Origin of the sequence: Corynebacterium sp. MSK074, assembly GCF_030229735.1 — a bacterium.
Lineage (GTDB): Bacteria > Actinomycetota > Actinomycetes > Mycobacteriales > Mycobacteriaceae > Corynebacterium.
In genome coordinates this window covers 44,036-65,899 of sequence record NZ_JASPIX010000012.1, presented here as the reverse complement: position 1 = coordinate 65,899, position 21,864 = coordinate 44,036, and the positions used below count along the sequence as shown (strand labels likewise).

The following is a 21,864-nucleotide window of genomic DNA, read 5'->3' as shown; positions in this document are numbered from 1 at the left end:
ATAGCCCGCCCAATCGGGTGGACAGACTATGAATCTTCGGTGCCCTGAGGTGGAACTGCTAACAACGAAATGGGGGGCGATGTTGGACGGGAGCGGCATCTACAAGGTTGCGCGGCAGCGCGCCGAAGAGATGTTCGGCTCGCAGGTGCTGCATCCTTTTGGTCCCGACTGGGACGTATTCAAAGTACGCGGCAAAATTTTCTTGCTGTTGACAGCGGTGACCGGTCAACAGCAAATGATCATTAAGGCCGAGCCGGAGGACTGCCAAGCGCTACAGCAGCAGTATCCATTCATTGCGCCGGGCTACCACATGAATAAACGGCATTGGGTTTCCGTCTATCCACACGCAGAGCTGCACCAACAGCTGATAGAGGAGTTGGTCACGGATTCTTATCGTTTGGTGGTAGAGAAGCTGCCGAGAAGGCAGCGGCCGATCGAGCCGTCCTCTGGACACTAAGGCCTTTGCGTTTAGGACAGTGACGAGTCACTTTAGAATTAAAGCCAAGTTGATAGAATAAATCCCATGACCGAGCGCGATGACTACTGGCTGGATGATGAAGAACTCACATCATTTATGTCTCTAATGAGCGTAAATATTCGCTTAACCAATATTTTGGATGCTCAGCTGCGCGATGACGCAGGCTTGAGCTTTTTTGAATATACAGTGCTATCTCGGCTATCGGAGGCGGAAAGTCGCGAGATGCGTATGCGCGATTTGGCGATTACCGCCAATGGATCTTTGTCCCGCTTGAGCCAGGTCGTTACGCGCCTAGAAAAGCAGGGGTGGGTCGTGCGCCAGCCGTGCCCGACTGATGGCCGCACCACCATGGCAAAGCTCACGGATAGCGGCTGGGACAAAGTAGTAGAGACTGCGCCTGGACACGCTAAGCAGGCGAGGAGGTCCGTCATGGATAGCCTGACCCGTACGCAGATTCGCCAGATGCTGCAGATTAATCAGCGGATCATTAAGGCCATCGAGAATGATGAGCGCTACGGTGGGCGCTATTAGCTAGCGAAACGAGCAGGGCTATTTCTTGGGATAGCCGCGGCGGCCCGAGACGGTTTTATCGAAGGGGATCCAAAACCGGAGGGCCGCTTCCTGGTTTTTGGAGATACCGATACGCGGTCCGCACACCCATTCTGGTTCGGTGGTTCGCTCGACAAGCTGTATTGGTTGGTGGTTGTCTTCGAGCGTGAAGCCGAGGGCTTTGCCGAGGTTTCCCGGTCCGCGGGCGAGGTTATGAAAATCAGAGGTGCCACGGCGGGCGAAGGCGATGTCGGCACCCTCGATGATTTCACCGCCACGCAGCAGACAGCCCTGGCCAGTGCCTTCAGGGGCACAGACGATATTGACGTTGCGGTGGATGCCGTAAGAAATATAGACGTAGAACCTGCCCGGAGGACCGAACATGGCCGCATTACGCGGGGTCTTGCCATTGAAGGTGTGTGCCGCGGAGTCCTCGGCGCCTAGGTAAGCCTCGACCTCAGTGAGGCGGATGCTGACCCCGGCATGGGTGAGGGTGCAGCCGAGGAGTTGGGGAGCGACGGCGTCGGCAGTCAGGGCAAAATCAATCATTAACCACGAGCGTAGTAGCGCTTACCTGCCACGGGGGTGCGCAGGAGGCGGTCCAGGCTCACAGGCTCGAGGCCCTTGGCGCGTAGGCCGTCGATGACGCAATCTGCGGCATCCACAGTGGTGGGGTGGATATCGTGCATCAAAACAATGGAACCGGCGCGGGCACCTTGCACGGCCGCGGAGCAGACGTGGTCGGAGTTGCGGTCCTTCCAATCCATGGTGTCGACGTCCCACAGCGCTTGGGAGACACCCTTATCGCGGGTGGCCTGATCCACGGTGGCGTTGGTAGCTCCGTAGGGCGGGCGTACCCAGCGCGTGCCTTGGCCGGTGGCCTTTGTGATGGCGGCATTGCCGGCGTCGATTTCCTGGGATACCTGGTCATAAGACAGGGTGTTGAGTTGGCGGTGGCTCTTGGTGTGGTTGCCGATGGTGTGGCCCTCGGCCTTCATGCGTTTGAGGAGCTCAGGGTGCTGCTCAGCACTAGGGGCGAGAACCATGAAGCTTGCATGCGCGTTCTTGGCCTTGAGCTTGTCCAGCAGGCGGTTGGTTTCGGCGCCTGGGCCGTCGTCGTAGGTGATAGCTACGCAGTTGGCACAGTCGACGCCACCATTATTGCGTGGCTCTGTTTTCTTCTCCTGGGCCGGGGTGGGCGCCTTCTGCTTAGGAGCCTTTGGGGAGAAGGCCTTGGAGGAGATGTCCTCGACCTGCGCGCGGGCGTCATTGATGCGGTGGTTGATTTCGTCTTGGATATTCGAGCTGGAGGACGCAGGTAGCTGTGGAATCTGCGGCAACTGTGCGTTAGCGGCCGCCGGAACGGCAGCGGCAACGAGCACGGTGAGGGCGGAGGTGAGAATGCGACGCATGGTTTTCCTAAGGATGAGCGAAAGTGGACACGATGTGTCCATGACCCTAGCGGCTGCGTGTAACTGAAGTGATAGGACATGCCTACAGTGACCAAAGTGATTTGAGTGGTTCGGGTTTGGAGTTACTTCGCCTGCGGTAGTAAAGTACTTAGGCACTGGGGCATTAGCTCAATTGGTAGAGCATCTGCTTTGCAAGCAGAAGGTCAGGAGTTCGATTCTCCTATGCTCCACAGCATGAAGTCCGGCTTCCTCTTCGGAGGGGCCGGACTTTTTACGTGGTGGGGCTCAGGGGGTTGAGTTAGCGATTTTCGTCCATACAAACCGCGGTTTTCGTCGACGGTTGTGCTGGTTTATATGGACGATAATCGTGATCAGCGAAAGAACAGGGTGGAAGTGTGCAAGGTCGCGGGGGAGGAACTTTCAGTACAGTGAATGGGGAATCAGTACTGTCCCGCGAAAACATCAGGAGATCAACCATGACCGCCAATGCTCGCTACAGCGATCCCTTTACCTCCGCAGACAAGGAAGTTGCGGCGCCGGAGGGCGCGGAATTTGTTGTGGTGCGCAAGCGCGGCGAGGCTGCGGTAGATGGCGAGGTTGTGAGCTTTCACAGCACCCGCGAAGAGGCTCGTGAGGCAGTTATGGCTGGCCTGACCGAAGAATTTAAGACGGCCGTGGATAACGAGCCGATTTACGTCACCCACGCTCGCCTGCGTTCGCTTTAGAAACGCTTGACCATCACAAAGTGATCCTTGTGGGTGCCCACGTGCTCGAAGCCGAGGTGTTCATAGAGACCCTTGGCGCGGGGATTATCGGGGTGGACGGCTAGCGAGATGCCGGGGGCGCGCAGGGTCTGGGCGAGGGAAATGGCGGCGTCGATAAGCGCGGTGGCAATGCCCTGGCCCTTATAGCGGGCCTCGACCGCGATCGCGAGCTCCGGAATGGCGGGCTCGACAAAGCCAAAGCCGTGATTGTCCTCCGTACCCCAGTTGAGCCACACGCCGCCCGCCGGGACGAGCTCCTGCCAGGCGATGAAACCGCCCTGGTTGGGATCCCAATTTTCCACGTAGAAGGCAAAATCATCGGCGAAGTCGGGGGAGAGCTCGCCGTGCTCGTCACCGAAGGTATCGGTAAGGAAATTGAGGCGGGCGAGGTAGGTGCGGTCAGATTCCTGCGTTGCGCGAAGTTCCATAAGATCCACGATAGACGGCGGGGCAGCAGCGTGGGGTGGGCATGCGAAAATCCCCTCCGCACAGGCTGGTGACCTGCGGGGAGAGGATTGTGCTAACGCTTAGGCTAAGTGGTAATTGCGGACGTCGTGACCATTGAACTCGCGCTCGATGCCGGCCTCATCCACGGAGTGGAAGGTGGTTCCGTTATCGATGGCGAAGCGCAGGTTGTCCACGCGAGAGGAAGGGTCTTTGGACACCGCGCCCGCCGGGAAGTAGTACGTTGAGCCGTCTTTGAGCTTGACGGTGAGGGACTCAAAGCTCATTGTTCATCTCCTTGTAGAAAGATCCCTAATGTGGGAATTCAATCAAGAGATTTTTGTTTAGGCAAAGCAATGAGATCTAGACAACGCTACGCATACCCCCACGGCGGGGTGGTAAGCGTATTTATTCCTCGGTTTACAGGCGGTGCTTGCCCTCGTTTTGGTGGTCATCGGTAACGCGGGTGGTATCGGCCGGCTGAGCTGCTTCTTCCTCGCGGTGCTTGGCCAGCTGCTCATCGATGGAACCGAGGAGCTCCTCATCGCGTACGGCACCTTCTTCAACGAGGTCAGACTGGGTGTCATTCTCGCTGGTGGAGGTGTAGACCAAGGTGGACTCCGGAGCGGTGTGGGAATCGGACTGGAAATCATCCACGCGCGGCGGGGTCTGGGAAGGCTTGTCGTTGGAGCGCAGCCAGTAGTAGGCGCCGCCGGCTGCAGCGGACAGCAGGGCGATGATGCCGGCGAAGATCCAACCCTTAGAAGACTTCTTATTCTTCTTCTGCTTCTTGGCTACCTTGGCGGACTTCTTCTTGAGGTTCTTTTGGGCCTTCTGAGAATCCTTCTTGGCCTGCTTGCGGGCCTTCTTAGCCTTCTTGGTGGCCTCTTCCTTGGCGTCGTTCAGGCGCTCGGTGGCGTCTTCGCGGTAGTCGTTGAACTCCTCCAGGGCGCGCTCGAGGCGGGAGTGTGCGGCGCGGGTAACGGCGCCTGCTTGGCGGCGCGGCTCGGCGAAGGCGCTGTTATCGCGCTCGTCCATCTTCTGTGCGGCCTCTTCCAGGGCGGTGTAGGCCTCGCGGGACTTTTCCTCGCGGTAGTTATTGAACTGGCTCCACAGGTTCGATGCGGTCTTAAAGGCCACGTTCAGCGTGGTGGGGTTCATGGGGGTGGAACACTCCTTAACTCAGATTTATCAATTCGCTTTCACCCAGCATAGTGACGTGGTGGGCGGTGTACCACCGTTGGCGTCGCGGGGTGCAGCGGGAACGCGCTAGAAATAGACCGCTTGGTCCAGAATCCACGATTATTATTCACCTGATTTTTCGTCAACCTCGCAGTTTGCAGGCTTGCAAAGGTATCACCATTGCACAATCGCTACCGTGCAAACTGAACAGCTTGGTACGTTTTTCTCAACACACCAACGACGACCAGCAAAGGAGGTGACCATGAGCCCGCGACTTTCGGCTTCCGCGCCCTTGGATTTTGAAAGCGAAGAGGAAGCACATGCGCCCGAGCGCCTGGCCCTTTCCTTTGAGGTAATCCCGCCGCGCCACGATGCCGATGCCGCCAAGATCGACCGCTTACTGGAAGTTCTGGAAAGCTATCACCCCGATTACATCGCGGTGACCAGTTCCCAGCGCTCCGGTTGGTTGGAGGGAACCGCGGCCTTCATTGAGAAGATTTCGCAGAACACCTCTATGCGCCCGCTGGCGCACCTGGCGTGCACGGCCGGCTCGCGCGACGAGCTCATCGGGTGGATCAATCGCTTGGTGGATGCCGGCGTGCGCGGCCTGCTGGCCCTGCGCGGCGATCTCCCCGAAGGGGGCATGCCAGAGCATTACCTGCAACATGCTGATGAGCTGGTTCGCCTCATCCGCCAGCTGGAAAGCCACCAAGCGGCCCGCTTTGCCGCCGGCCGACTCGCGGTAAGTGTGGCGTGCTACCCCAGCGGCCATGCCGAATCCAAAAACGAGGACGAGGACTTCGACGTTCTGCTCAATAAGCAGCGCCTCGGCGCGGACTTTGCCATCACCCAGCTTTTCTTTGACGCCGAGGATTTCCTCCGCTTCGCCCAAAAGGCCAAGTTGGCCGGGGTGAAGATCCCCCTTATTCCGGGGATTATGCCCATGACCAGCTTGCGCCGGTTGGAGCGAATGGGCCAGCTGTCCGGGCTGACCGTACCCGAAAGGGTGCGTACTCAGCTCGCGGCAGCGACAACCCCAGAAGAGGAATACGAAATCGGCATGGAGCTTAGCGCCCAATTGGCCCGCACCATCGTGGCCGGCGGCGCGGACGGCCTCCATATCTATACCCACAACAATCCGGACATTACACAAGACCTGTTATCTCGAATCGGAGTAGACAATGACGAACACTAATTTCCCCAAGGCGACGATTGAGGGCTACCCTCGCGTCGGCGCTAACCGTGAACTTAAGCGTGCGCTGGAATCCTACTGGGCCGGGCGCATCGATGCGGAAACCTTCGAGTCCGCCGCACATTCCCTGCGCCTGGATACTTATAACCGCCTGCGCGACCTGGGCCTTACTGAGGACTACGCCATTCCTGCTGACGTCGCCTACTACGACCAGGTGCTCGAGACCGCACTGACCGTTGGCGCCGTGGTCGGCGAGACCCTGGATGATGAGTTCACCTTGGCCCGCGGCAATAAAGACACCGCGCCGCTGGAGATGACCAAGTGGTTCGATACCAACTACCACTACATCGTCCCGGAAATCGCCGATGACCAGGACTTCAAGGCGCATCCGCAGCGCGTTATCAAGCTGGTAGAAGAGGCCCGCGCGGCAGGTCATACCGTGCGCCCATACCTCGTCGGCCCGGTTACCCTGCTGGCCCTGTCCAAGCAGGCAGAGGGTGCTACCAAGTCTCCGCTCGACCGCCTGGATGATGCCGTCAAGGCATACCAGGAGGTCCTAGCCGAGCTGAATAAATCCGGCGTGAAGTGGGTACAGCTCGCCGAGCCTGCCCTGGTAGCGGACCTGACCATTGCCAATGATGAGGAGCTGGCTGCCCATACCAAGCGCGCTTATGAGGCCATTTTGGGCGCGGACAACCGCCCGCAGGTATACCTCACCACCCCGTATGGTTCTGCCCGCAAGGGCCTCGACGTTCTGGCGGAGCTCAAGCCAGAGGCCGTCCAGGTGGACCTTTCCGTAGGAACTCTGGCACTCGACGAGGGCTACCTCGAGCGCGTGAAGAACTTGAAGTCCCACGTGGTTGCCGGCCTTATCGACGGCCGCAATGTCTGGGCCGCCAACCTACGCGACCTGCGCTCCAAGTACGAGGACCTAGAGGGCAACCTCGACTCCCTCTCCGTATCGACCTCCGTTTCCCTGCAGCACGTGCCACACACCGTGGAGGCGGAAACCAAGCTGCCGGCCGACGTCGCTACCTGGTTCTCCTTCGCCAACGAGAAGGTCAAGGAAGTCGTCGCCCTGTCCCAGGGTCCGCTAGAGGCACCGGAGGCATATAGCATCAGTGACCGCGCAGTGCGCACCCGTGCCGAATCCGAGCGCATCCACAACGCGGCGGTGAAGGAGCGCATCGAAAAGCTGCCGGCCGGCGAGGTTGAGCGCGAGCCTGCCTTTGCTGAGCGCAACGAGGCGCAGAAGGAACTAGGCCTGCCGCAGCTGCCAACCACCACCATCGGCTCCTTCCCCCAGACCAAGGAGATCCGCCAGGCGCGTGCGGCGCACCGCAAGGGCGAGCTTTCCGACGCCGACTACAACGCCGCCCTCAAGGACGAAGTCAAGTCCGTCATCGAGCTGCAGGAGCGCCTCGGCCTCGACGTCCTCGTCCATGGCGAGCCGGAGCGCAATGACATGGTTCAGTACTTTGCCGAGCTGCTCGATGGCTTTGTCACCACCGAAAACGGCTGGGTCCAGTCTTATGGCTCCCGCTGCACCCGTCCGCCAATCGTTGTTGGTGACATCTCCCGCCCGGCTGCGATGACCACCGAGTGGTCCAAGTACGCGCAGTCGCTCTCGGAGCACCACGTCAAGGGCATGCTCACCGGCCCGGTGACCATCCTGGCCTGGTCCTTCGTGCGAGATGACGTACACCAGTCCGTCTCCGCGGATCAGCTCGGCGTCGCGCTGGCAGATGAGGTGCATGACCTGGAAGAGGCCGGCATCGACATCATCCAGATCGACGAGCCCGCCCTGCGCGAGCTGCTGCCGCTGCGCGAAGAAGACCGCAAGGCCTACCTGGACTGGGCCGTGCGTTCCTTCCGCCTGGTAGCGCTCGAGGCCAAGCCGACCACCCAGATCCACACCCACCTGTGCTACTCCGAGTTCGGCCAGATCATCGATGCCGTTGCCGGCCTGGATGCCGATGTCACCTCCATCGAGGCGGCCCGCTCCCGCATGGAACTACTGGAGGATATCGACGAGACCTTCCACTCCGAAATCGGCCCGGGCATCTATGATATTCACTCCCCGCGCGTGCCTTCCGTAGCGGAGATGGCCGAGCTTATCCGCGCCGCGCTCAAGCACGTGCCGGTCGAGCGCCTGTGGGTCAACCCGGACTGCGGCCTGAAGACCCGCGGCTACGAGGAGACCGAAGCCTCCCTGCGCAATATGGTGCTGGCTCGCGATGAGGTGCGCGAGTCCCTCTAAATCCTCCCTAATCGCACCGCAATCCCGGCCGGGTAAAGAACAAAAGTTCTTACGTGGCCGGGATTTCGCGCTGTGCCTTACGGCGCTTATTGATCCAGCCGATGATCATCGGCAGCACGGAAATTGCCGCCACGATGAGCATGATGATGTCGATGGAGTGGGCGATGCCCGGGATGCCGCCCAGCAGTACGCCGACGAGCAGCATGGAACCTACCCAGCCTATCCCGCCGAGGATATTCCAGCGCAGGAACGAGGAGTAGCCCATTTCTGCGGTACCCGCGGCGAAGGGGACGAAGGTGCGCACAATCGGCACGAAGCGTCCCAATACCAGGGCCACCGGGCCGTGGCGCTGGAAGAAATCCTCCGCGCTATCGAGGTGTTCGGTGCGCAGGATGCGGGCATCGTCCTTGAAGAGCTTGCGGCCAAAGCGGCGGCCTAAGTAGAAGCCCACCTGGTCGCCGGCAAAGGCGGCCACCGCGGCCACGACAAAGAGCAGCCAGGCGTTGATGTCGAGCTCGTGGCGCAGGATGGCCGCGGTCACGAGCAGTGAATCACCCGGCAGGAATGGGAAAAGCACGCCGGACTCGATGAAGATGACGACGGCGACGCCGAGGAGGATATAAGGTCCAAAACTCTGGAGCAGCGAGCCTGCGTCCGTGAGGTTGTGGAGGGAGGACAAGAAATCCATGTGCGGATCCTTTCTTAGCAGTTCTTTTAGTATCCTCCGCAAACTGCAAAGTAGCTGCGAATCCGCTGGGTGTCCGAATGGAACCGGTATGCTTCTTTTCTCGTTCTACCCTTTGGGTTAAAAACATCACTAGCGAGAAAGATCCGCAAACTGGGTGCGGAAGCCTCGGTGCCAGCGTAGTCAGCTGGCTATCTGGGAAAGAACCTCTTTCAACGCGCTAAGCGAGCTCAGATCCCCATTCCCCGCACGGTCGAGGTGGAGCGCGTGCAGGCCCGCCGTGCGCGCGCCCTGCACATCGTTGGCTAGGGAATCGCCCACCATGAGCGTGTCCGCGGGGGCGGTGCCAAGTTGATCGCAGGCGGCAAGGTAGGCCGCGCGCTGCGGTTTGGGGCAGCCGAGGTCAACGGTGGGGATGAGGTGGACGTCGGCAAGCGCAAGGCCTGTCGCCTCCAGCTTGGCCTGCTGCATCTCGCGCTCGCCATTGGTGAGCACGCCCACCTGGAAGCCGGACTCGAGGGCCCAGGTGAGGGTGGGCAGGGCGTCGGCAAAAGCGCGCCATTGCTCCCGGTAGGCGGAAAGATAGCCGTCATAAGCGGTCAACGCCTCGTCATCGCTCATCTCCCGGCCGAGGAATTCGCGGCAGCGCGCCGCCCGCTGACCCTGGTGGGTGACCTCGCCGCGCTCATAGGCTTGAAACCACTTTCGTTCAATGGCCGCGAACCGCGCATGCTGGCCCTCGGGCAGGCCGAGTTCGCGGCACCATTGATCCACCGCGTCCCGGGCCGCGCCGGTGTGGTCGAGCAGGGTGTCATCCAGATCAAAAAGTAGCGCGCGAATCATGCCTTCAGGCTAGCGCGATCGCTGACAGCGTTATGTCATGCGCGGCAGGCGCGCGTTAAATTCTTTACAATGGCTGGCATGACTCAGAAGACCGCAACTGCAACGATGCATACCAACTACGGTGACATTGTTATCGATCTCTTCGGTAACCACGCACCGGTAACCGTTGAAAACTTCATCGGCCTGGCCAAGGGCGAGAAGGACTACTCCACCCAGAACGCAAAGGGCGAGCAGTCCGGCCCGTTCTATGATGGCGCAATCTTCCACCGCATCATCGATAACTTCATGATCCAGGGCGGCGACCCTACCGGCACCGGCCGCGGTGGCCCGGGCTACCAGTTCCAGGACGAGTTCCACCCGGAGCTGCAGTTTGACCGCCCATTCCTGCTGGCCATGGCCAATGCTGGCCCAGGCACCAACGGCTCCCAGTTCTTCATCACCGTGGCGCCGACCCCGCACCTGAACAACCACCACACCATCTTTGGTGAGGTTACCGATGCTGCCTCCCAGGAGGTTGTGTCCAAGATCGCCAAGGTTGATACCGACCGCATGGACCGTCCGCACGAGGACGTTGTTATCGAGTCCATCGATATCGCGTAATCGCCTTTTCCCTCGGGCCCGTCACCGCATTATCCATGCGGCGGCGGGCTCGTTGCAGTTTTACCCCGAGCCATCCACCACTAGACCCGCCTCAAGGACTGACAACTTCATGACCATGGTGAGAAACTATGTCCGCGCCACCCCGGCAACCGCACTCATCGCCGTCGTCTGCATCATTGCCTGGCTTATTACCGCGGTGCAGGCGCGGACGCTGGGCGCTACCTTTTATGATTCCGACCTCGCGGTGGATTGGGGCCTGTGGGGCCCGCGGTTCCCGTTTGCGCCGCAGACCGCCCTGTCCTCCGCGTTTATGCACTTGGATGCGGGCCACGTGTCGGTGAACATGATCATGCTCCTTCTCATAGGCAAGGAGGTGGAGCGGGCGCTTGGCACTGGGTTGTACCTCGCCGCCTACCTCATTTCGTGCCTCGGCGCGTCCGCCATGATCTTGGCATTCGACTTTGAGACCCCCACCGTCGGCGCCTCGGGTGCGCTCTTCGCGCTCATGGCCATGCTGGTAGGTGCTTACCGCCAGCGTGGGCTCGATCTCCGTGCGCCCATCGCGCTCGTTCTGGCGAATGTGGCCTATACCTTTCTAGCCGATGGCGTATCCCTGTGGGGACACCTAGGCGGGTTGTGCACAGGCATCGTGTTGAGCCTCTTCCTCTATCGAAAAAGCTCCAGCCTCCGCTGGGGCGGCGTTGCTGCGGTGGCCGCGGTAGTCCTCGCGCTATTAGCCCAACAAGCTGGGGTTTGGGGATAACTGTGGAATTTGATCACCGGAAAGCGTGTGCGAAAAAATTCCACAATGGTTATCCACATTGTGGATAACTACATTTTTGTAATTTACCGAACGCTTTTCCGGAGTTTTCCCTGATCACGCTGGTCTGGCCGGTGCGAAAGTGCGAAAATCAGCTTGTGGAAGCCCGTGAAAACAGTTATCCACAGGGTGTTAATGATTGTGTGAAATTCACATTTCACAGGTTTTCTCCACAGCCTGTGGATAACTTTCTACCCATTGTGTTAACAAGACTGATAAATTTGGGTACTGACCTGCATAAGGAGCATTGTGGATTATCAACCTCGCGCTGTGATCGTCGGCGCAGGCCCGAATGGGCTCACGGCCGCGGCGCGCTTGGCCATGGCCGGATGGAGTGTGGATGTCTACGAACGCGCCGGCCGGGCCGGTGGTGCAGCGGCATCCTCCGCGGAGGTTTTCCCGGGCACGATTGTGGATCTCGGTGCGGCTGGGCACCCCTTTGGCGTAGCGAGCCCGGCCTTTCGCGCCCTCGACTTGGAAGCCCACGGTGTGCGGTGGCTCAATGCCCCTTATCCCATGGCGCATCCGCTAGAAGGCGCGCCGGCCGGGATCCTGCACGGTTCCTTGGCGGATACGGCGGCGGAGTTGGGGACCGATGCCCAGGCGTGGAGGCGGCTGCACGGGCACATCGTCCGCCACATCGATGAGCATGTGGACAACGCGCTTACCCCGCTGGTGCGCTGGCCCCATCGCCCTGTGCGTCTGGCACAGTTTGGCGCGGCCGGGGCGTTGCCCGCCAGCAGCTTGGCGCGGGCGGCCTTCCGCACGCCCCAGGCTCGCGCCCTGTTTGCGGGCAGCGCGGTACACGCGATCACCTCGCCGACCACGCCCTTTACCTCGGCGTTCGGCCTGCTCTTTGGCGGGCTAGGGATGACCCGCGGCTGGCCCGTGGTGGAGGGTGGCACCGGTGCTCTTATCGACGCCCTCCTTAACCTCCTCCGTTCCCACCATGCCCGCCTCCACACCGGATGCGAAGTCACCGACCTGCGGGAGCTGCCTCCGGCCGATGCGATCATTGTGAACCTCACCCCGCGCCAGATTCTGAGCCTGAGCGGACTGGAACTGCGGGACGGCACTCGGCGGAGCCTCGCGCGCTGGCGCTATGGCAGCGCCGTATTCAAAGTTGACTTCCACCTCAGCGAACCCGTGCCATGGATCGATCCGCGCGTGGGTCGGGCCGGCACCGTGCATGTGGGAGGCACCATGGAGGAAATCTGTGGGGCTGAGGGGGACGTCGGCAAGCGGCGTATGCCTAAGCGACCCTTGGTATTAGCATGTCAGCAATTTGTTGCCGACCCCTCCCGAGGGCAAACGCTGTGGACCTATGCGCATGTCCCGCGCGGCTATGTGGAGCGCTATCCGGGTGAGGTCACCGAGCTGATTGCTGCCCAGATTGAGCGCTTTGCCCCCGGATTTCGCGATACCATCCTGGCCACCCGTGCTACGAGCCCGGCCGATCTGGAGCGATGGAATCCTAATTTGGTGGGCGGCGATATTGCTGGCGGCGCCATGACCGGGCTGCAAACCCTCCTGCGACCACGCCTGTCGGCCCATCCGCACCGCCTCACCCCGGGAGTATTTATGGCTTCTAGCTCCGCCGCTCCCGGCGCTGGCGTGCACGGCATGCCGGGGTGGTGGGCCGCCGAAGAAGCGCTTAGCGCGTGGAATGGCGCTTCCAAATAAGGAAGCCCGCGCCGATGAGCCACAGAGTCGCGGCGGCGCAGTACCCAGGGATGGTCGTGGTGCGGGGCAGGTAGGAACTGCCTGGGATGAGTCCGGCAACCACGGGCTCGAGGAGAAAACCAAGGACGGCGAGGTAGTCGAACCAGCGGAACCGTGCCGAGGCCGCGCCGGCTAGCCCCAGTACCGGTCCAGAGAGGAGCGCTAGGAAGAACCACTGGGCGTTGTACTCGAAAGCCTCGCTCCAGCTATATACACCGAAGACCACGAGCAAGGTGTAGTGCACGGCCAGCATCATCACGATGATTCCCGTACCGGCCAGGAGTGCCTTGAGCCACCGGCCCGGAAAATTCTTGCCCATGAGGTAGCTAAAGATTCCCCACACCATGCCCGAGCCCAGGACGTTGCCTAGGTAATTGCGCACGGAAAGGCGGAGGGGAGCGGCGCCGGTGAGTAGGGTGGCGTCGGCAAACGCGATGTGCACGACCGCGTAGGCCACCGAAATGATGAGGCCAGCAGCAAGAATATGGCGAGACATTTGGCTCCTTGATGTGAAAAACCCTCGCCACCTACAGGAAGTAGGGAGCGAGGGAACAGGCTGGGAGATTGAGCTTAGCGCCAACCCATGGTCATCAGCAGGCCGATAATGGCCAGTCCGAAGCCGATGCCGTAATTCCAAGCGCCGAGATCCGCCATGAACGGGATGTCCTGGCCAGCGAGGTAATTGACCACCAGCCACAGCAGGCCGATGACCATCAGTCCCAGCATGATGGCGACGTACCACTTCGGGGTGCCCTCAGAATTGATCTTGACGGGCGTGCGGTTGGTAGTAGAGCTCGAGGTAGGGACGGAGGAGCTCTGGGAAATCTTTGACTTCGGCATAAGATACCTTTTCTAGATTTAAGTTCTTATCTAAGTTCTTACTGAGGCCTTAGGATACCAGCAGTTATGGCTGCGGCAGAAGTGCAGCGGGGTCGAAGTTCCACAGGCGGATATCAATATTTTGATCCTTGCGCATAGTATCGCCCGGGTTCACAGACGCCCAGCCAATCTTATTGGCATCCACCAAGGCACCGGTAGGTGCCGGCTCGCCCACGATGAACTGCCCGGTCCAGCCAGCCTCCCGCAGTGCAGCCTCCGCCTGGCCTTGATTCTTGCGTACCAGGTCAGGGGCCTTAAAGAGCATTCCATTGGATACCTCAACGGTAACGGGCTTGCCCTTTTCCAGCTCCGCGCCCTGATTGGAGACGCTCAGCACCGTGCCCTTCGGCTCCAAGGAATCTACCTCGCGCACGTCTACGTCAAAATCATTCGACTCTAGGCGGCTCTGGGCATCCTCGACATCCATGCCGGCAACATCGGGAACGCGCTTCTTCTCGACGCCCTTAGATACCGTCACCCGCACCTTCGATCCCTTGGACAGCTGCGTGCCGCCGGCCGGGTCCTGCTTGATGATTTGGCCGGCCGGGGACTCATCGTTTTCTTCCGAAACATCGGAATTGAGCACCAAGCCTGCCCCTTCGAGGGCCTGAGCGGCCTCATCCAAGGTCATGCCGGTGATATCCGGAACGTCCGTAATCTCCTTGCCAGAGGAAACAGTCAGCGTGACCGAGGCGTTCTTCTGCAGCTCGGAGCCTGGTGCCGGATTAATGCGGATGGCATTATTGCGTGGAATATCCGGGTTGGCCTCCTCATTGACGGTGACCTGCAGACCCATGTCTTCCAGTTCCTTAACCACCTCGTTGCGCGGGCGGTTTTCCACCTCGGGCACGGTGATTTTGTCCTCGCGGGCCGATTGGGTCTGGCGTGGCTTATCTTCAGAGTCTTTATCGTTGGAGAAGAAATCCCAGGCAAAGTAGCCCACGATGGCTACCAAGAGGGCGGCCAGGAATGCCGCCAGCCACTTCATCCAGCCGCCACCCTGATTGTCATCGTCCTCGGTGGGGCGGGTGGACTGGATTGGCGCGCGGTGCGCGGCCGCAGCTGGTGCGGCGGCACCGACCATTTCGGTAGGCTGCTCGTCTTCTTCCTCGTTGACGTGCATGCGGGCCGCAGCGGTGACCTGCCCATTGCGCAGGCGCTCCAAATCGCCGGCCATCTCCCAAGCGGACTGATAACGATCCGCCGGATGCTTGGCCATAGCGGTAAGTACTACCGCATCGATATTGACGCGCTGGGTAGGAGTCAGCGAGGGATCCGCGATGAGCTCCGACGGCGGCGTCGGCTCTTCCTGCACATGCTGATACGCAACCGCAAAGGGGGTTTCGCCCTCAAAAGGAGTATGGCCAGTAAGCGCCTCATAGAGCACGCAGCCCAGCGCATAGACATCGGAGCGGGCATCCGCGTTCTTACCGCGGGCCTGCTCCGGGGAAAGGTACTGGGCGGTGCCGATAACGGCGGAAGTTTGCGTCATCGCCGAGGTGGAATCATCCAAGGCACGGGCGATGCCGAAATCCATCACCTTCACCTGGCCGGTGTTGGTGAGCATAATATTTGCCGGCTTGATATCGCGGTGGATAATCCCGGCCTCGTGCGAGGCTTGCAGTGCATCCGCTACCGGTTTGAGGATATCCGCCGCTTCCTGGGCGGACAGAGCGCCATCCTCGCGAATGATATCGCGCAGAGTGCGGCCGTTGACCCGCTCCATGACGATATAAGGGATGGTCATGCCATCCAGTTCGGTTTCGCCGGTGTCATAAACCGCCACGATATTGGGGTGATTCAGCTTGCCCGAGTTTTGCGCCTCGCGGTAAAAACGCTCGCGGAAGTTGACGTCGCGCGCCATTTCCGGGCGGAGCATCTTTACCGCTACTTGGCGGCCTAGGACGGTGTCTTCGGCAGCATAGACCTCAGACATGCCGCCGGCGCCGATGATCTCGCCTCTCCGATAGCGGTCATTGACCATCGCTTAGTCACCCTCCTGTGTAAGTAGATCGGCCAAGTCTCCGGGGAGCTCATTAGCCTGCGAGTTTACTGGAGTATCCAGCTCAGGTGTAGTTTCAACGTGCGTATCCTGCGGATTCTGTTGCGTCGGCACGGCCGGGGGCTGTTCCTGGTGGGTAGGCGAGTGGCGCGTGGGTGCCTCGCGGTGAGTCGTACGTGGGGCCTCTTCCTGATCGGGTTCCTGCGGCTCGGTCTCTGTCACCGTCACCGGTGCAGGGGCCTCTTCCGTATCTTCGTCCGGGGTGTCCTGCGGGGTGGTGGTGGGATCGCGGTACTTCGTAACTACCGAGGTCTCCGGAGTGCTGGAGGGCTCGCTTTGTCCCTCGCTATCGCTAAAGTGCTGGTAGGCGGCATAGCCCCCACCGGCCAAGGCTGCGAGGAGCAGGGTGATACCTAATCCCTTCAGGAAAGAGGAGCCGCCCTTGGACTCTTTTGTGGGGGCGGTCCCCGCGGCTGGGTGGATGGTGGTGGGTTGGGCGACATTGCCCAACATCTCCGTCGAGGCAGACGGCGATGGCTCCGGCGCGCGCTGTGCTAGCGGTGCAGACTTGGGTTGCGGAGGGCGCTTGCCTAGTCTGACTGCGGAAATAGCCAGAGTGAACTCATTGCCATCGGCGTAGCGGGTAGAGGGGTCCTTGCGCAATGCGATGCGAATGAGCTCGCGGGCTGGAGCGCTGATATTCGTCGAAAGCGGTTCTGGCTCTTGGTTGATGTGCGCCAAAGCGATGGACACGGAGGAATCTCCGGTAAAGGGGCGCTTGCCTGCCAGCATTTCATAGCCGACGACGCCGAGCGAATAGACGTCGGAAGCCGGCGTGACGTCCTTGCCCTGTGCCTGCTCGGGCGATACATACTGTGCGGTACCCACCACCATGCCGGTGCGGGTCAGCGGCACAGCCGCGGCCGCCTTGGCAATGCCAAAGTCCGTGATCTTGACCTGGCCATTTTGCGTAATGAGGAGGTTGCCGGGCTTAATATCGCGGTGGACCAGCTCCATGCGGTGAATGATGGATAGGCCATGCGCTGCCTGCTCGAGGACGTCGAGAGCGAGCTCTTCTTGCAGCGTATTTTCGCGCGCCAAAAGGTCTGCGAGGGATTCGCCGCGCACATACTCCAAGGCCATGAAGCAGAACTTGCGGCCGTTATCCTCTAGCTCGCGGTAGTCATAGGTGGCCACCACGTTCTCGGACTGAATGGATTCGGCCGATTTCGCCTCGTTGCGAAAGCGCGAGAGGAACTCCTGGTTATCGGAAAATTCCGGACGCAGAACCTTGAGCGCCACCTCACGATCATTGCGGGTGTCATCGGCCAACCACACGGTGGACATTCCGCCGTGACCGATGATCCACTGCAGCTCGTAGTCGCTGCCAATCAGTGCCTGGAGATGTTCCTTATTCTCGGCGCTATTCATTACTGCTCCCCTTGGTATGCGCGCAGGATGGCGCGGCCAATTGGGCCGGAAACCTTGCCGCCCGTCGCGGACTCACCCAAGTTACCACCATTTTTCACCACGACGCCTACGGCGATATCGCGTTCCGGATCGAAGGCAACGTACCACACATGCGGGGCCAGCCCCTCGCCGTGCTCGGCGGTGCCGGTCTTCGAGGCAAAGCCATTACCGTCATATCCGGCGGAGGAACGCTCGGAGGCGTACATCAAGTCAGTAAGCGTCGCCGCAGTTTCCTCATTAACTGCCTGGTCTGCCTTCTTCGGTTTGGTAGTGCGGACATCCTTCATCTGGGCGTCGGTAATGCGATTGACCAGGTAGGGCTGCATGCGGGTGCCCTTATTGGCCACGGTGCCCGCCATGACGGCAGCCTGCAGCGCGGTCATGGTGACGTCGCGCTGGCCAATGGCGGACTGCGCCGTGGCCGCCCCATCCGGCAAATCGCCCAAGGTGCCGGCGGAGGTAGACACGCCGAGGTCGTAATTCTCGCCCACGCCAAAGGCCTTGGCGTACTTGCGCAGCTCATCAGCGCCGAGCTGCTCCGACATTTCCACAAACGCGGTATTGCACGACAGCGCGAAGGCGGTCTGCAGGGTTACCGCATCCTGACCATTGCACTTTTGGTTGGCGTAGTTAGTCAGCTCCGTCACCGTATCCGGCAAGGTAATGACATTGGAACCGGTCAGGGTGGAGGAAGGATCAAAGCCATTGTTAAGGCCTGCTGCGGTGGTAATGATCTTGAAAATGGAGCCAGGAGGCAAGGTCTCTGCACCGGCGTGGTTGACCAGCGGCTGTCCCTCTTGCTCCTGCAGGTTGGCCCAATTCTCCTCGGCGGAATCGCCCATCAGATCATTGGGGTTATAGCCAGGGTTGGAGGCCATGGCAAGGATCTTGCCGGTTGAAGGCTGAATGGCAACCGCAGAGCCTTCGTAGCCAGGACCCACGAGCTGATCGTAAGCCGCCTGCTGGAGCGCAGGATCGATGGTGACCTCTACGTTGGCGCCCTGCTTCGGTTTATCGGCCAGTGCATCGAGCCAATTCTGCTTCATCAGGGAGTCATCGGTGCCATTGAGGATGTCATTTTGCGATGACTCCAACTCGGAGGCGCCAAACTGGCTCGACAGGTAACCGGTCAGGTTGCCAAAGGCCGGCGAATCAATGGGGTAGGAGCGCGAGTAAGTCTCATCCGGGTTTTGCGTAGACTGCGCCAGCACGGTATTGCCCGCAAAGATCTGGCCACGCGGGGTGGTCTGCATCTCCATAAACCCGCGCATGTTCCGCGGATTATGGGCGTACTTATCCTCAGAAAAAGCCTGGATTACCGTCATATTGACCAGCAAAATGGCGGTCAAAATGATGGCGAACAGGGACACTAGACGGATGGATCGATTCATCGGTGAGCCTCCTGGACCGACGGGAACATGGAGGTATCGCTCGGAGCATTGCCCGAGGTCTCCTGCATGGGGCGACGAGCCGCGTTAGAGATCCGCAGCAGAATCGCCAACAACACGTAGTTAGCCATGAGAGAGGAACCACCGGCAGACATGAATGGCGTGGTCAGTCCGGTCATTGGCAGCAGGGCAGAGATGCCGCCGGTGACCACGAAGACCTGCACGGCCAAGGTAAGAGAAAGACCGGAGGCCACCAACTTGCCGTAGGTATCGCGGGTGCGCAGCGCGGTGCCGAAACCGCGGGTGGTCAGCATACCGAAAAGCACCAGCACGGCGGCGAGGCCGATGAGGCCGAACTCCTCACCAATAGCGGCAAGGATGAAATCCGAGTGAGCCACCGGAACCAGCTCTGGGTGTCCTTGGCCCAAGCCGCTGCCTGAGATGCCACCAGAGGACATGCCAAACAGCGACTGGGAGAGCTGGAAACCTGTGCCATCGTAGTTGCCCAACGGATCCAGGAAGTTGGAAAAGCGCTGCTGGATCTTGGAAGAAATCTGGTAGATGCCAAAACCGCCGACGCCGACAAGAACAACGCCGATGAGCAGCCAGCTCACGCGGCCGGTGGCCATGAATAGCATGCCAAGAACGGTGCTAAATAGCAGCAGTGCCGGACCGAAGTCATTGGAAATGCCCATGATGACGATCGCGATGGCCCACACGATCAGGATGGGGGCGAGGTCGCGAAGGCGCGGCAGGGAGATGCCGAATACGCGGTAGCCCGCGACGGTAAACAAGGAGCGCTTCTGCGTCAGCAGCATGGCAAAGAACAAGATCAGCAGGATCTTGGAGAACTCACCCGGCTGGATGGAGAAGGGGCCCAGGTTAAGCCAGATGCGTGCCTCTACGCCGGCAGGCTGCGGCCACACCAGTGGCAGGGCCAGCAGGACGAGGCCGGCGGCGCCCAAGATATAGGAGTAACGCGTCAGTGACCTGTGATCCTTCAAAATGGCCAAGACAAGCACGAAGAGCACGAGTCCGACTACGGTCCACATGACCTGGCGCACGGCGAGTCCTTGTTCATTGACCAAGTCCAGGCGGGCCAGCATGATGAGCCCGATGCCGTTGAGGATCGCCACGATGGGCAGCATGATCTGATCGGCATAAGGCGCTAAGAAGCACATCACCAAGTGGGCGACGGTGAAGACGCCAATGAATCCGCCAATAAGGTAAACCAGATCCATGGTCAACGCGTTGTCCTGGGATAGCTCCAGGCTGACCAAAGTGATAGCGAAGACGATGGCGGATAGGATGAGCAGGCCGAGTTCGGTTCCTCGGCTAAAAAACTTTTTCACAACCTACACCTCCCGGCAGGTAACGCCAGGCTTGTTTTTCTTGGCATCCTTTTTATCTTTTTGGCTCGGTGCAGTGATACATGGCTTGAGCGCCTTATCGCCCAAATCATTGATCTGTTGCTGCACTTCACCGAGATCACCAGTGGAGAGATGGTCGACGGCGCTGCGCTCAGATTCCGGCAAGTCCGTGACCTTCAGCGGTGCGAAGTCGCCATCGCAGGGCTGGCCGGAAAAGAGCAGCGAGTTGCTGTCATTGATGCACACGTTTTGGTGCGTGGAGTGTAGTTCCTTGCCAAAGACGGAGTAGTCAGCACCCTGTTGGATGGTGATTTCCTGCGCCTCGTTGGTGGCCACGTAGTAGTTATTGGACAAGAAGTTCTTCGCCCATAGGCCGGCCCCAATGACCAGCGCGAGCACGATGAGCAAGGCAATGAGGACCTTCCAGCCGATCTTTCGACCGGAAGATTCGTCCTCCGTGTCGTCGTCGGCAGGCGCGGGGCGCTCGTCCTCGCTATCGGCCATGACAGCCGGTGGAATTACTTGTGGCTTGCGGGAGAGCTGTGCCGCCCGCGAAGCGGAAGAATCCGGGTGGGTGGGCTCTTCCGTCGGGCCGGCGAGCGCGCCCACGCGGAACGGTTCATGTTCCTTGGGCTTTTCTTCGGTTACCTCACCGATTACGACGGTGACATTATCCGGGCCGCCGGAGCGAATAGCCAGGTCCACTAGGGCGGATCCGGCCTGCTCGATGCTGCCTTGCCCCAGCGCGGTTTCAATGGTGGACGCGGTCACGGGGTCCGAAAGGCCATCGGAACACAGCAAGATGCGGTCGCCCGGCTTGGCGTCGAGAGTAAACAGCGTTGCTTCAACCGGGCGGCCCGTATAGGCCTTTAGGATGAGGGACTTTTGCGGGTGCGACGAGACGTCGCTTGGGTCCAGCTCGCCCTTGTCCACCAAGGATTGCACGTAGGTATCGTCCTTGGTGATCTGCTTGAGCTTGCCGTCGCGCAGCAGGTAGCCGCGGGAATCGCCCACGTGGCAGACGCCGAAATCCGTGCCGTTAAAGAGCATGGTGGACAGCGTGGTGCCCATGCCTTCGGTCTCTGGATGGGCCTTGACATGGTCACTAATGGCCTCATTGGCCTGTTCGGCGGCCGCTTCCAGCAGGGCCTTGGTGTCTTCCTGGCCCGGATCTTGGTCCAAGATTTCCAGGTGGTTGACCATCAGTTCGGAGGCAACCTCGCCTGCCGCGTGGCCACCCATGCCATCGGCCAAGATCAAAAGGTGAGGACCGGCGTAGCCTGAGTCCTCGTTGTTATCGCGAATGAGGCCGCGATCGGACTTAGCAAAGAAGTTCAGCTTCAGTGTCATGCGTTCAACCTCACGGTGGTGCGACCCAGCTTAATTTCGGAGTCTGCGCCGACTACCTCGGGTTGGTCGATGCGCACGCCATTGACAAAGGTGCCATTGCGAGATTCCAAATCCTCCACAACCCATTCGCTGCCGCGGCGGAATAGCCGGGCATGGTGGCCAGAAGAATAATCGTCGCCCGTGACAAAATCGCAGTCAGAGGCGCGGCCCAACGTGCAGTCCTCCAACGTGCCTAATTCCATATGGGAGCCCTGCAGGGGACCCTCCACGATGGACAGCTGCTTAATCGCTTCCCGACGCCGCGGTGCGCCAACCTTCTTCGACTGCTGGCGGATAGCACCAGCAGATTTATTAGTATCGCGGCGCATGGCGTTCAAGGCCACCAGGATAAAAATCCAGAGCAGAGCCAACAAGCCGATGCGAAGCGCCAGCATGATGACTGCATCCATGGCGA

At 60.2% G+C, this 21,864-nt stretch carries 23 protein-coding genes and 1 tRNA gene; 9 read left to right on the top strand and 15 right to left on the bottom strand.

What is annotated here, in order from left to right:
• The first annotated feature begins 49 nt into the window (after positions 1–49).
• Both QP965_RS09780 and QP965_RS09775 read left to right on the top strand, forming a co-directional pair.
• Positions 50–457 carry an MmcQ/YjbR family DNA-binding protein gene (locus QP965_RS09780; RefSeq protein WP_244261948.1) on the top strand — a complete coding sequence of 136 codons (408 nt, stop codon included), beginning with the start codon at positions 50–52 and terminating at the stop codon, positions 455–457.
• Positions 458–523: 66 nt separating this feature from the next.
• Entirely contained in the window at positions 524–1,009 is a 486-nt protein-coding gene (locus QP965_RS09775) for a MarR family winged helix-turn-helix transcriptional regulator (protein ID WP_005326234.1), read from the top strand.
• An 18-nt stretch (positions 1,010–1,027) separates the two neighbouring features.
• Here the strand turns inward: QP965_RS09775 and QP965_RS09770 are convergent, their stop codons facing one another.
• Together QP965_RS09770 and QP965_RS09765 are read right to left on the bottom strand one after the other, a co-directional pair.
• The gene (locus QP965_RS09770; protein ID WP_005326236.1) at positions 1,028–1,576 is read right to left on the bottom strand and encodes a DNA-3-methyladenine glycosylase; all 549 of its coding nucleotides are present in this window, start codon (positions 1,574–1,576) and stop codon (positions 1,028–1,030) included.
• Positions 1,576–2,439 (bottom strand): polysaccharide deacetylase family protein, encoded by an 864-nt coding sequence (locus QP965_RS09765; RefSeq protein WP_284844761.1) that lies wholly within the window; start codon positions 2,437–2,439, stop codon positions 1,576–1,578. The genes QP965_RS09770 and QP965_RS09765 overlap by 1 nt, the downstream gene beginning before the upstream one ends.
• A 157-nt stretch (positions 2,440–2,596) precedes the next feature.
• On the opposite strand from QP965_RS09765, the gene QP965_RS09760 reads away from it, so the two are divergent.
• Positions 2,597–2,669 (top strand) — tRNA-Ala (locus QP965_RS09760).
• A gap of 246 nt (positions 2,670–2,915) precedes the next feature.
• The gene (locus QP965_RS09755) at positions 2,916–3,164 is read left to right on the top strand and encodes a hypothetical protein (RefSeq protein WP_284767202.1); all 249 of its coding nucleotides are present in this window, start codon (positions 2,916–2,918) and stop codon (positions 3,162–3,164) included.
• On the opposite strand, the gene QP965_RS09750 is transcribed toward QP965_RS09755, so the two are convergent.
• The 3 genes from QP965_RS09750 to QP965_RS09740 form a co-directional block, all read right to left on the bottom strand.
• Positions 3,161–3,631, bottom strand: coding sequence for a GNAT family N-acetyltransferase (locus tag QP965_RS09750; protein WP_284767201.1), 471 nt, complete (start codon positions 3,629–3,631; stop codon positions 3,161–3,163). The genes QP965_RS09755 and QP965_RS09750 overlap by 4 nt on opposite strands.
• A 99-nt stretch (positions 3,632–3,730) precedes the next feature.
• The gene (locus QP965_RS09745) at positions 3,731–3,934 is read right to left on the bottom strand and encodes a hypothetical protein (RefSeq protein ID WP_005326240.1); all 204 of its coding nucleotides are present in this window, start codon (positions 3,932–3,934) and stop codon (positions 3,731–3,733) included.
• A 133-nt stretch (positions 3,935–4,067) separates the two neighbouring features.
• Positions 4,068–4,808, bottom strand: a complete 741-nt coding sequence (locus QP965_RS09740; protein WP_284844762.1) for a hypothetical protein — start codon at positions 4,806–4,808, stop codon at positions 4,068–4,070.
• A gap of 283 nt (positions 4,809–5,091) precedes the next feature.
• Here QP965_RS09740 and QP965_RS09735 point away from each other — a divergent pair, with 283 nt between their 5' ends.
• Both QP965_RS09735 and metE read left to right on the top strand, forming a co-directional pair.
• Positions 5,092–6,024 carry a methylenetetrahydrofolate reductase gene (locus QP965_RS09735; protein ID WP_284844763.1) on the top strand — a complete coding sequence of 311 codons (933 nt, stop codon included), beginning with the start codon at positions 5,092–5,094 and terminating at the stop codon, positions 6,022–6,024.
• The gene (gene metE / locus QP965_RS09730) at positions 6,011–8,281 is read left to right on the top strand and encodes a 5-methyltetrahydropteroyltriglutamate--homocysteine S-methyltransferase (RefSeq protein ID WP_284844764.1); all 2,271 of its coding nucleotides are present in this window, start codon (positions 6,011–6,013) and stop codon (positions 8,279–8,281) included. The genes QP965_RS09735 and metE overlap by 14 nt, the downstream gene beginning before the upstream one ends.
• Positions 8,282–8,330: 49 nt before the next feature.
• Here the strand turns inward: metE and QP965_RS09725 are convergent, their stop codons facing one another.
• Both QP965_RS09725 and QP965_RS09720 read right to left on the bottom strand, forming a co-directional pair.
• Positions 8,331–8,969 (bottom strand): DedA family protein, encoded by a 639-nt coding sequence (locus tag QP965_RS09725; RefSeq protein ID WP_284844765.1) that lies wholly within the window; start codon positions 8,967–8,969, stop codon positions 8,331–8,333.
• 180 nt (positions 8,970–9,149) lie between these two features.
• Positions 9,150–9,809 (bottom strand): HAD family hydrolase, encoded by a 660-nt coding sequence (locus tag QP965_RS09720; RefSeq protein ID WP_284844766.1) that lies wholly within the window; start codon positions 9,807–9,809, stop codon positions 9,150–9,152.
• A gap of 69 nt (positions 9,810–9,878) precedes the next feature.
• On the opposite strand from QP965_RS09720, the gene QP965_RS09715 reads away from it, so the two are divergent.
• The 3 genes from QP965_RS09715 (at position 9,879) to QP965_RS09705 (ending at position 12,912) form a co-directional block, all read left to right on the top strand.
• Positions 9,879–10,409 (top strand): peptidylprolyl isomerase, encoded by a 531-nt coding sequence (locus QP965_RS09715; protein WP_005326254.1) that lies wholly within the window; start codon positions 9,879–9,881, stop codon positions 10,407–10,409.
• A 109-nt stretch (positions 10,410–10,518) separates the two neighbouring features.
• Entirely contained in the window at positions 10,519–11,172 is a 654-nt protein-coding gene (locus QP965_RS09710; RefSeq protein ID WP_284788834.1) for a rhomboid family intramembrane serine protease, read from the top strand.
• A 306-nt stretch (positions 11,173–11,478) separates the two neighbouring features.
• Entirely contained in the window at positions 11,479–12,912 is a 1,434-nt protein-coding gene (locus tag QP965_RS09705; RefSeq protein ID WP_284844767.1) for a phytoene desaturase family protein, read from the top strand.
• Here the strand turns inward: QP965_RS09705 and QP965_RS09700 are convergent.
• The 8 genes from QP965_RS09700 to QP965_RS09665 all read right to left on the bottom strand — a co-directional run bounded on the left by QP965_RS09700 (position 12,884) and on the right by QP965_RS09665 (position 21,859).
• Entirely contained in the window at positions 12,884–13,447 is a 564-nt protein-coding gene (locus tag QP965_RS09700; protein WP_284815523.1) for a hypothetical protein, read from the bottom strand. The genes QP965_RS09705 and QP965_RS09700 overlap by 29 nt on opposite strands.
• A 74-nt stretch (positions 13,448–13,521) precedes the next feature.
• Positions 13,522–13,791, bottom strand: a complete 270-nt coding sequence (gene crgA / locus QP965_RS09695; RefSeq protein ID WP_198492290.1) for a cell division protein CrgA — start codon at positions 13,789–13,791, stop codon at positions 13,522–13,524.
• A 64-nt stretch (positions 13,792–13,855) separates the two neighbouring features.
• Positions 13,856–15,814: a Stk1 family PASTA domain-containing Ser/Thr kinase gene (gene pknB, locus QP965_RS09690; RefSeq protein ID WP_284844768.1), complete on the bottom strand. Its 1,959-nt coding sequence runs from the start codon at positions 15,812–15,814 to the stop codon at positions 13,856–13,858.
• A gap of 3 nt (positions 15,815–15,817) precedes the next feature.
• Positions 15,818–17,263, bottom strand: a complete 1,446-nt coding sequence (locus tag QP965_RS09685) for a serine/threonine-protein kinase (RefSeq protein ID WP_284844769.1) — start codon at positions 17,261–17,263, stop codon at positions 15,818–15,820.
• Complete coding sequence (locus QP965_RS09680) at positions 17,263–18,693, bottom strand: penicillin-binding transpeptidase domain-containing protein (RefSeq protein ID WP_284769316.1); 1,431 nt, start codon at positions 18,691–18,693, stop codon at positions 17,263–17,265. The genes QP965_RS09685 and QP965_RS09680 overlap by 1 nt, the downstream gene beginning before the upstream one ends.
• On the bottom strand, positions 18,690–20,042 hold the full coding sequence (locus QP965_RS09675; protein WP_284844770.1) for an FtsW/RodA/SpoVE family cell cycle protein: 1,353 nt from the start codon (positions 20,040–20,042) through the stop codon (positions 18,690–18,692). The genes QP965_RS09680 and QP965_RS09675 overlap by 4 nt, the downstream gene beginning before the upstream one ends.
• 3 nt (positions 20,043–20,045) lie before the next feature.
• A complete protein-coding gene (locus QP965_RS09670; protein ID WP_284844771.1) occupies positions 20,046–21,410 on the bottom strand; it encodes a PP2C family protein-serine/threonine phosphatase in 1,365 nt (454 codons plus the stop codon).
• Complete coding sequence (locus QP965_RS09665; protein ID WP_005329668.1) at positions 21,407–21,859, bottom strand: FHA domain-containing protein FhaB/FipA; 453 nt, start codon at positions 21,857–21,859, stop codon at positions 21,407–21,409. The genes QP965_RS09670 and QP965_RS09665 overlap by 4 nt, the downstream gene beginning before the upstream one ends.
• Positions 21,860–21,864: the final 5 nt, after the last annotated feature.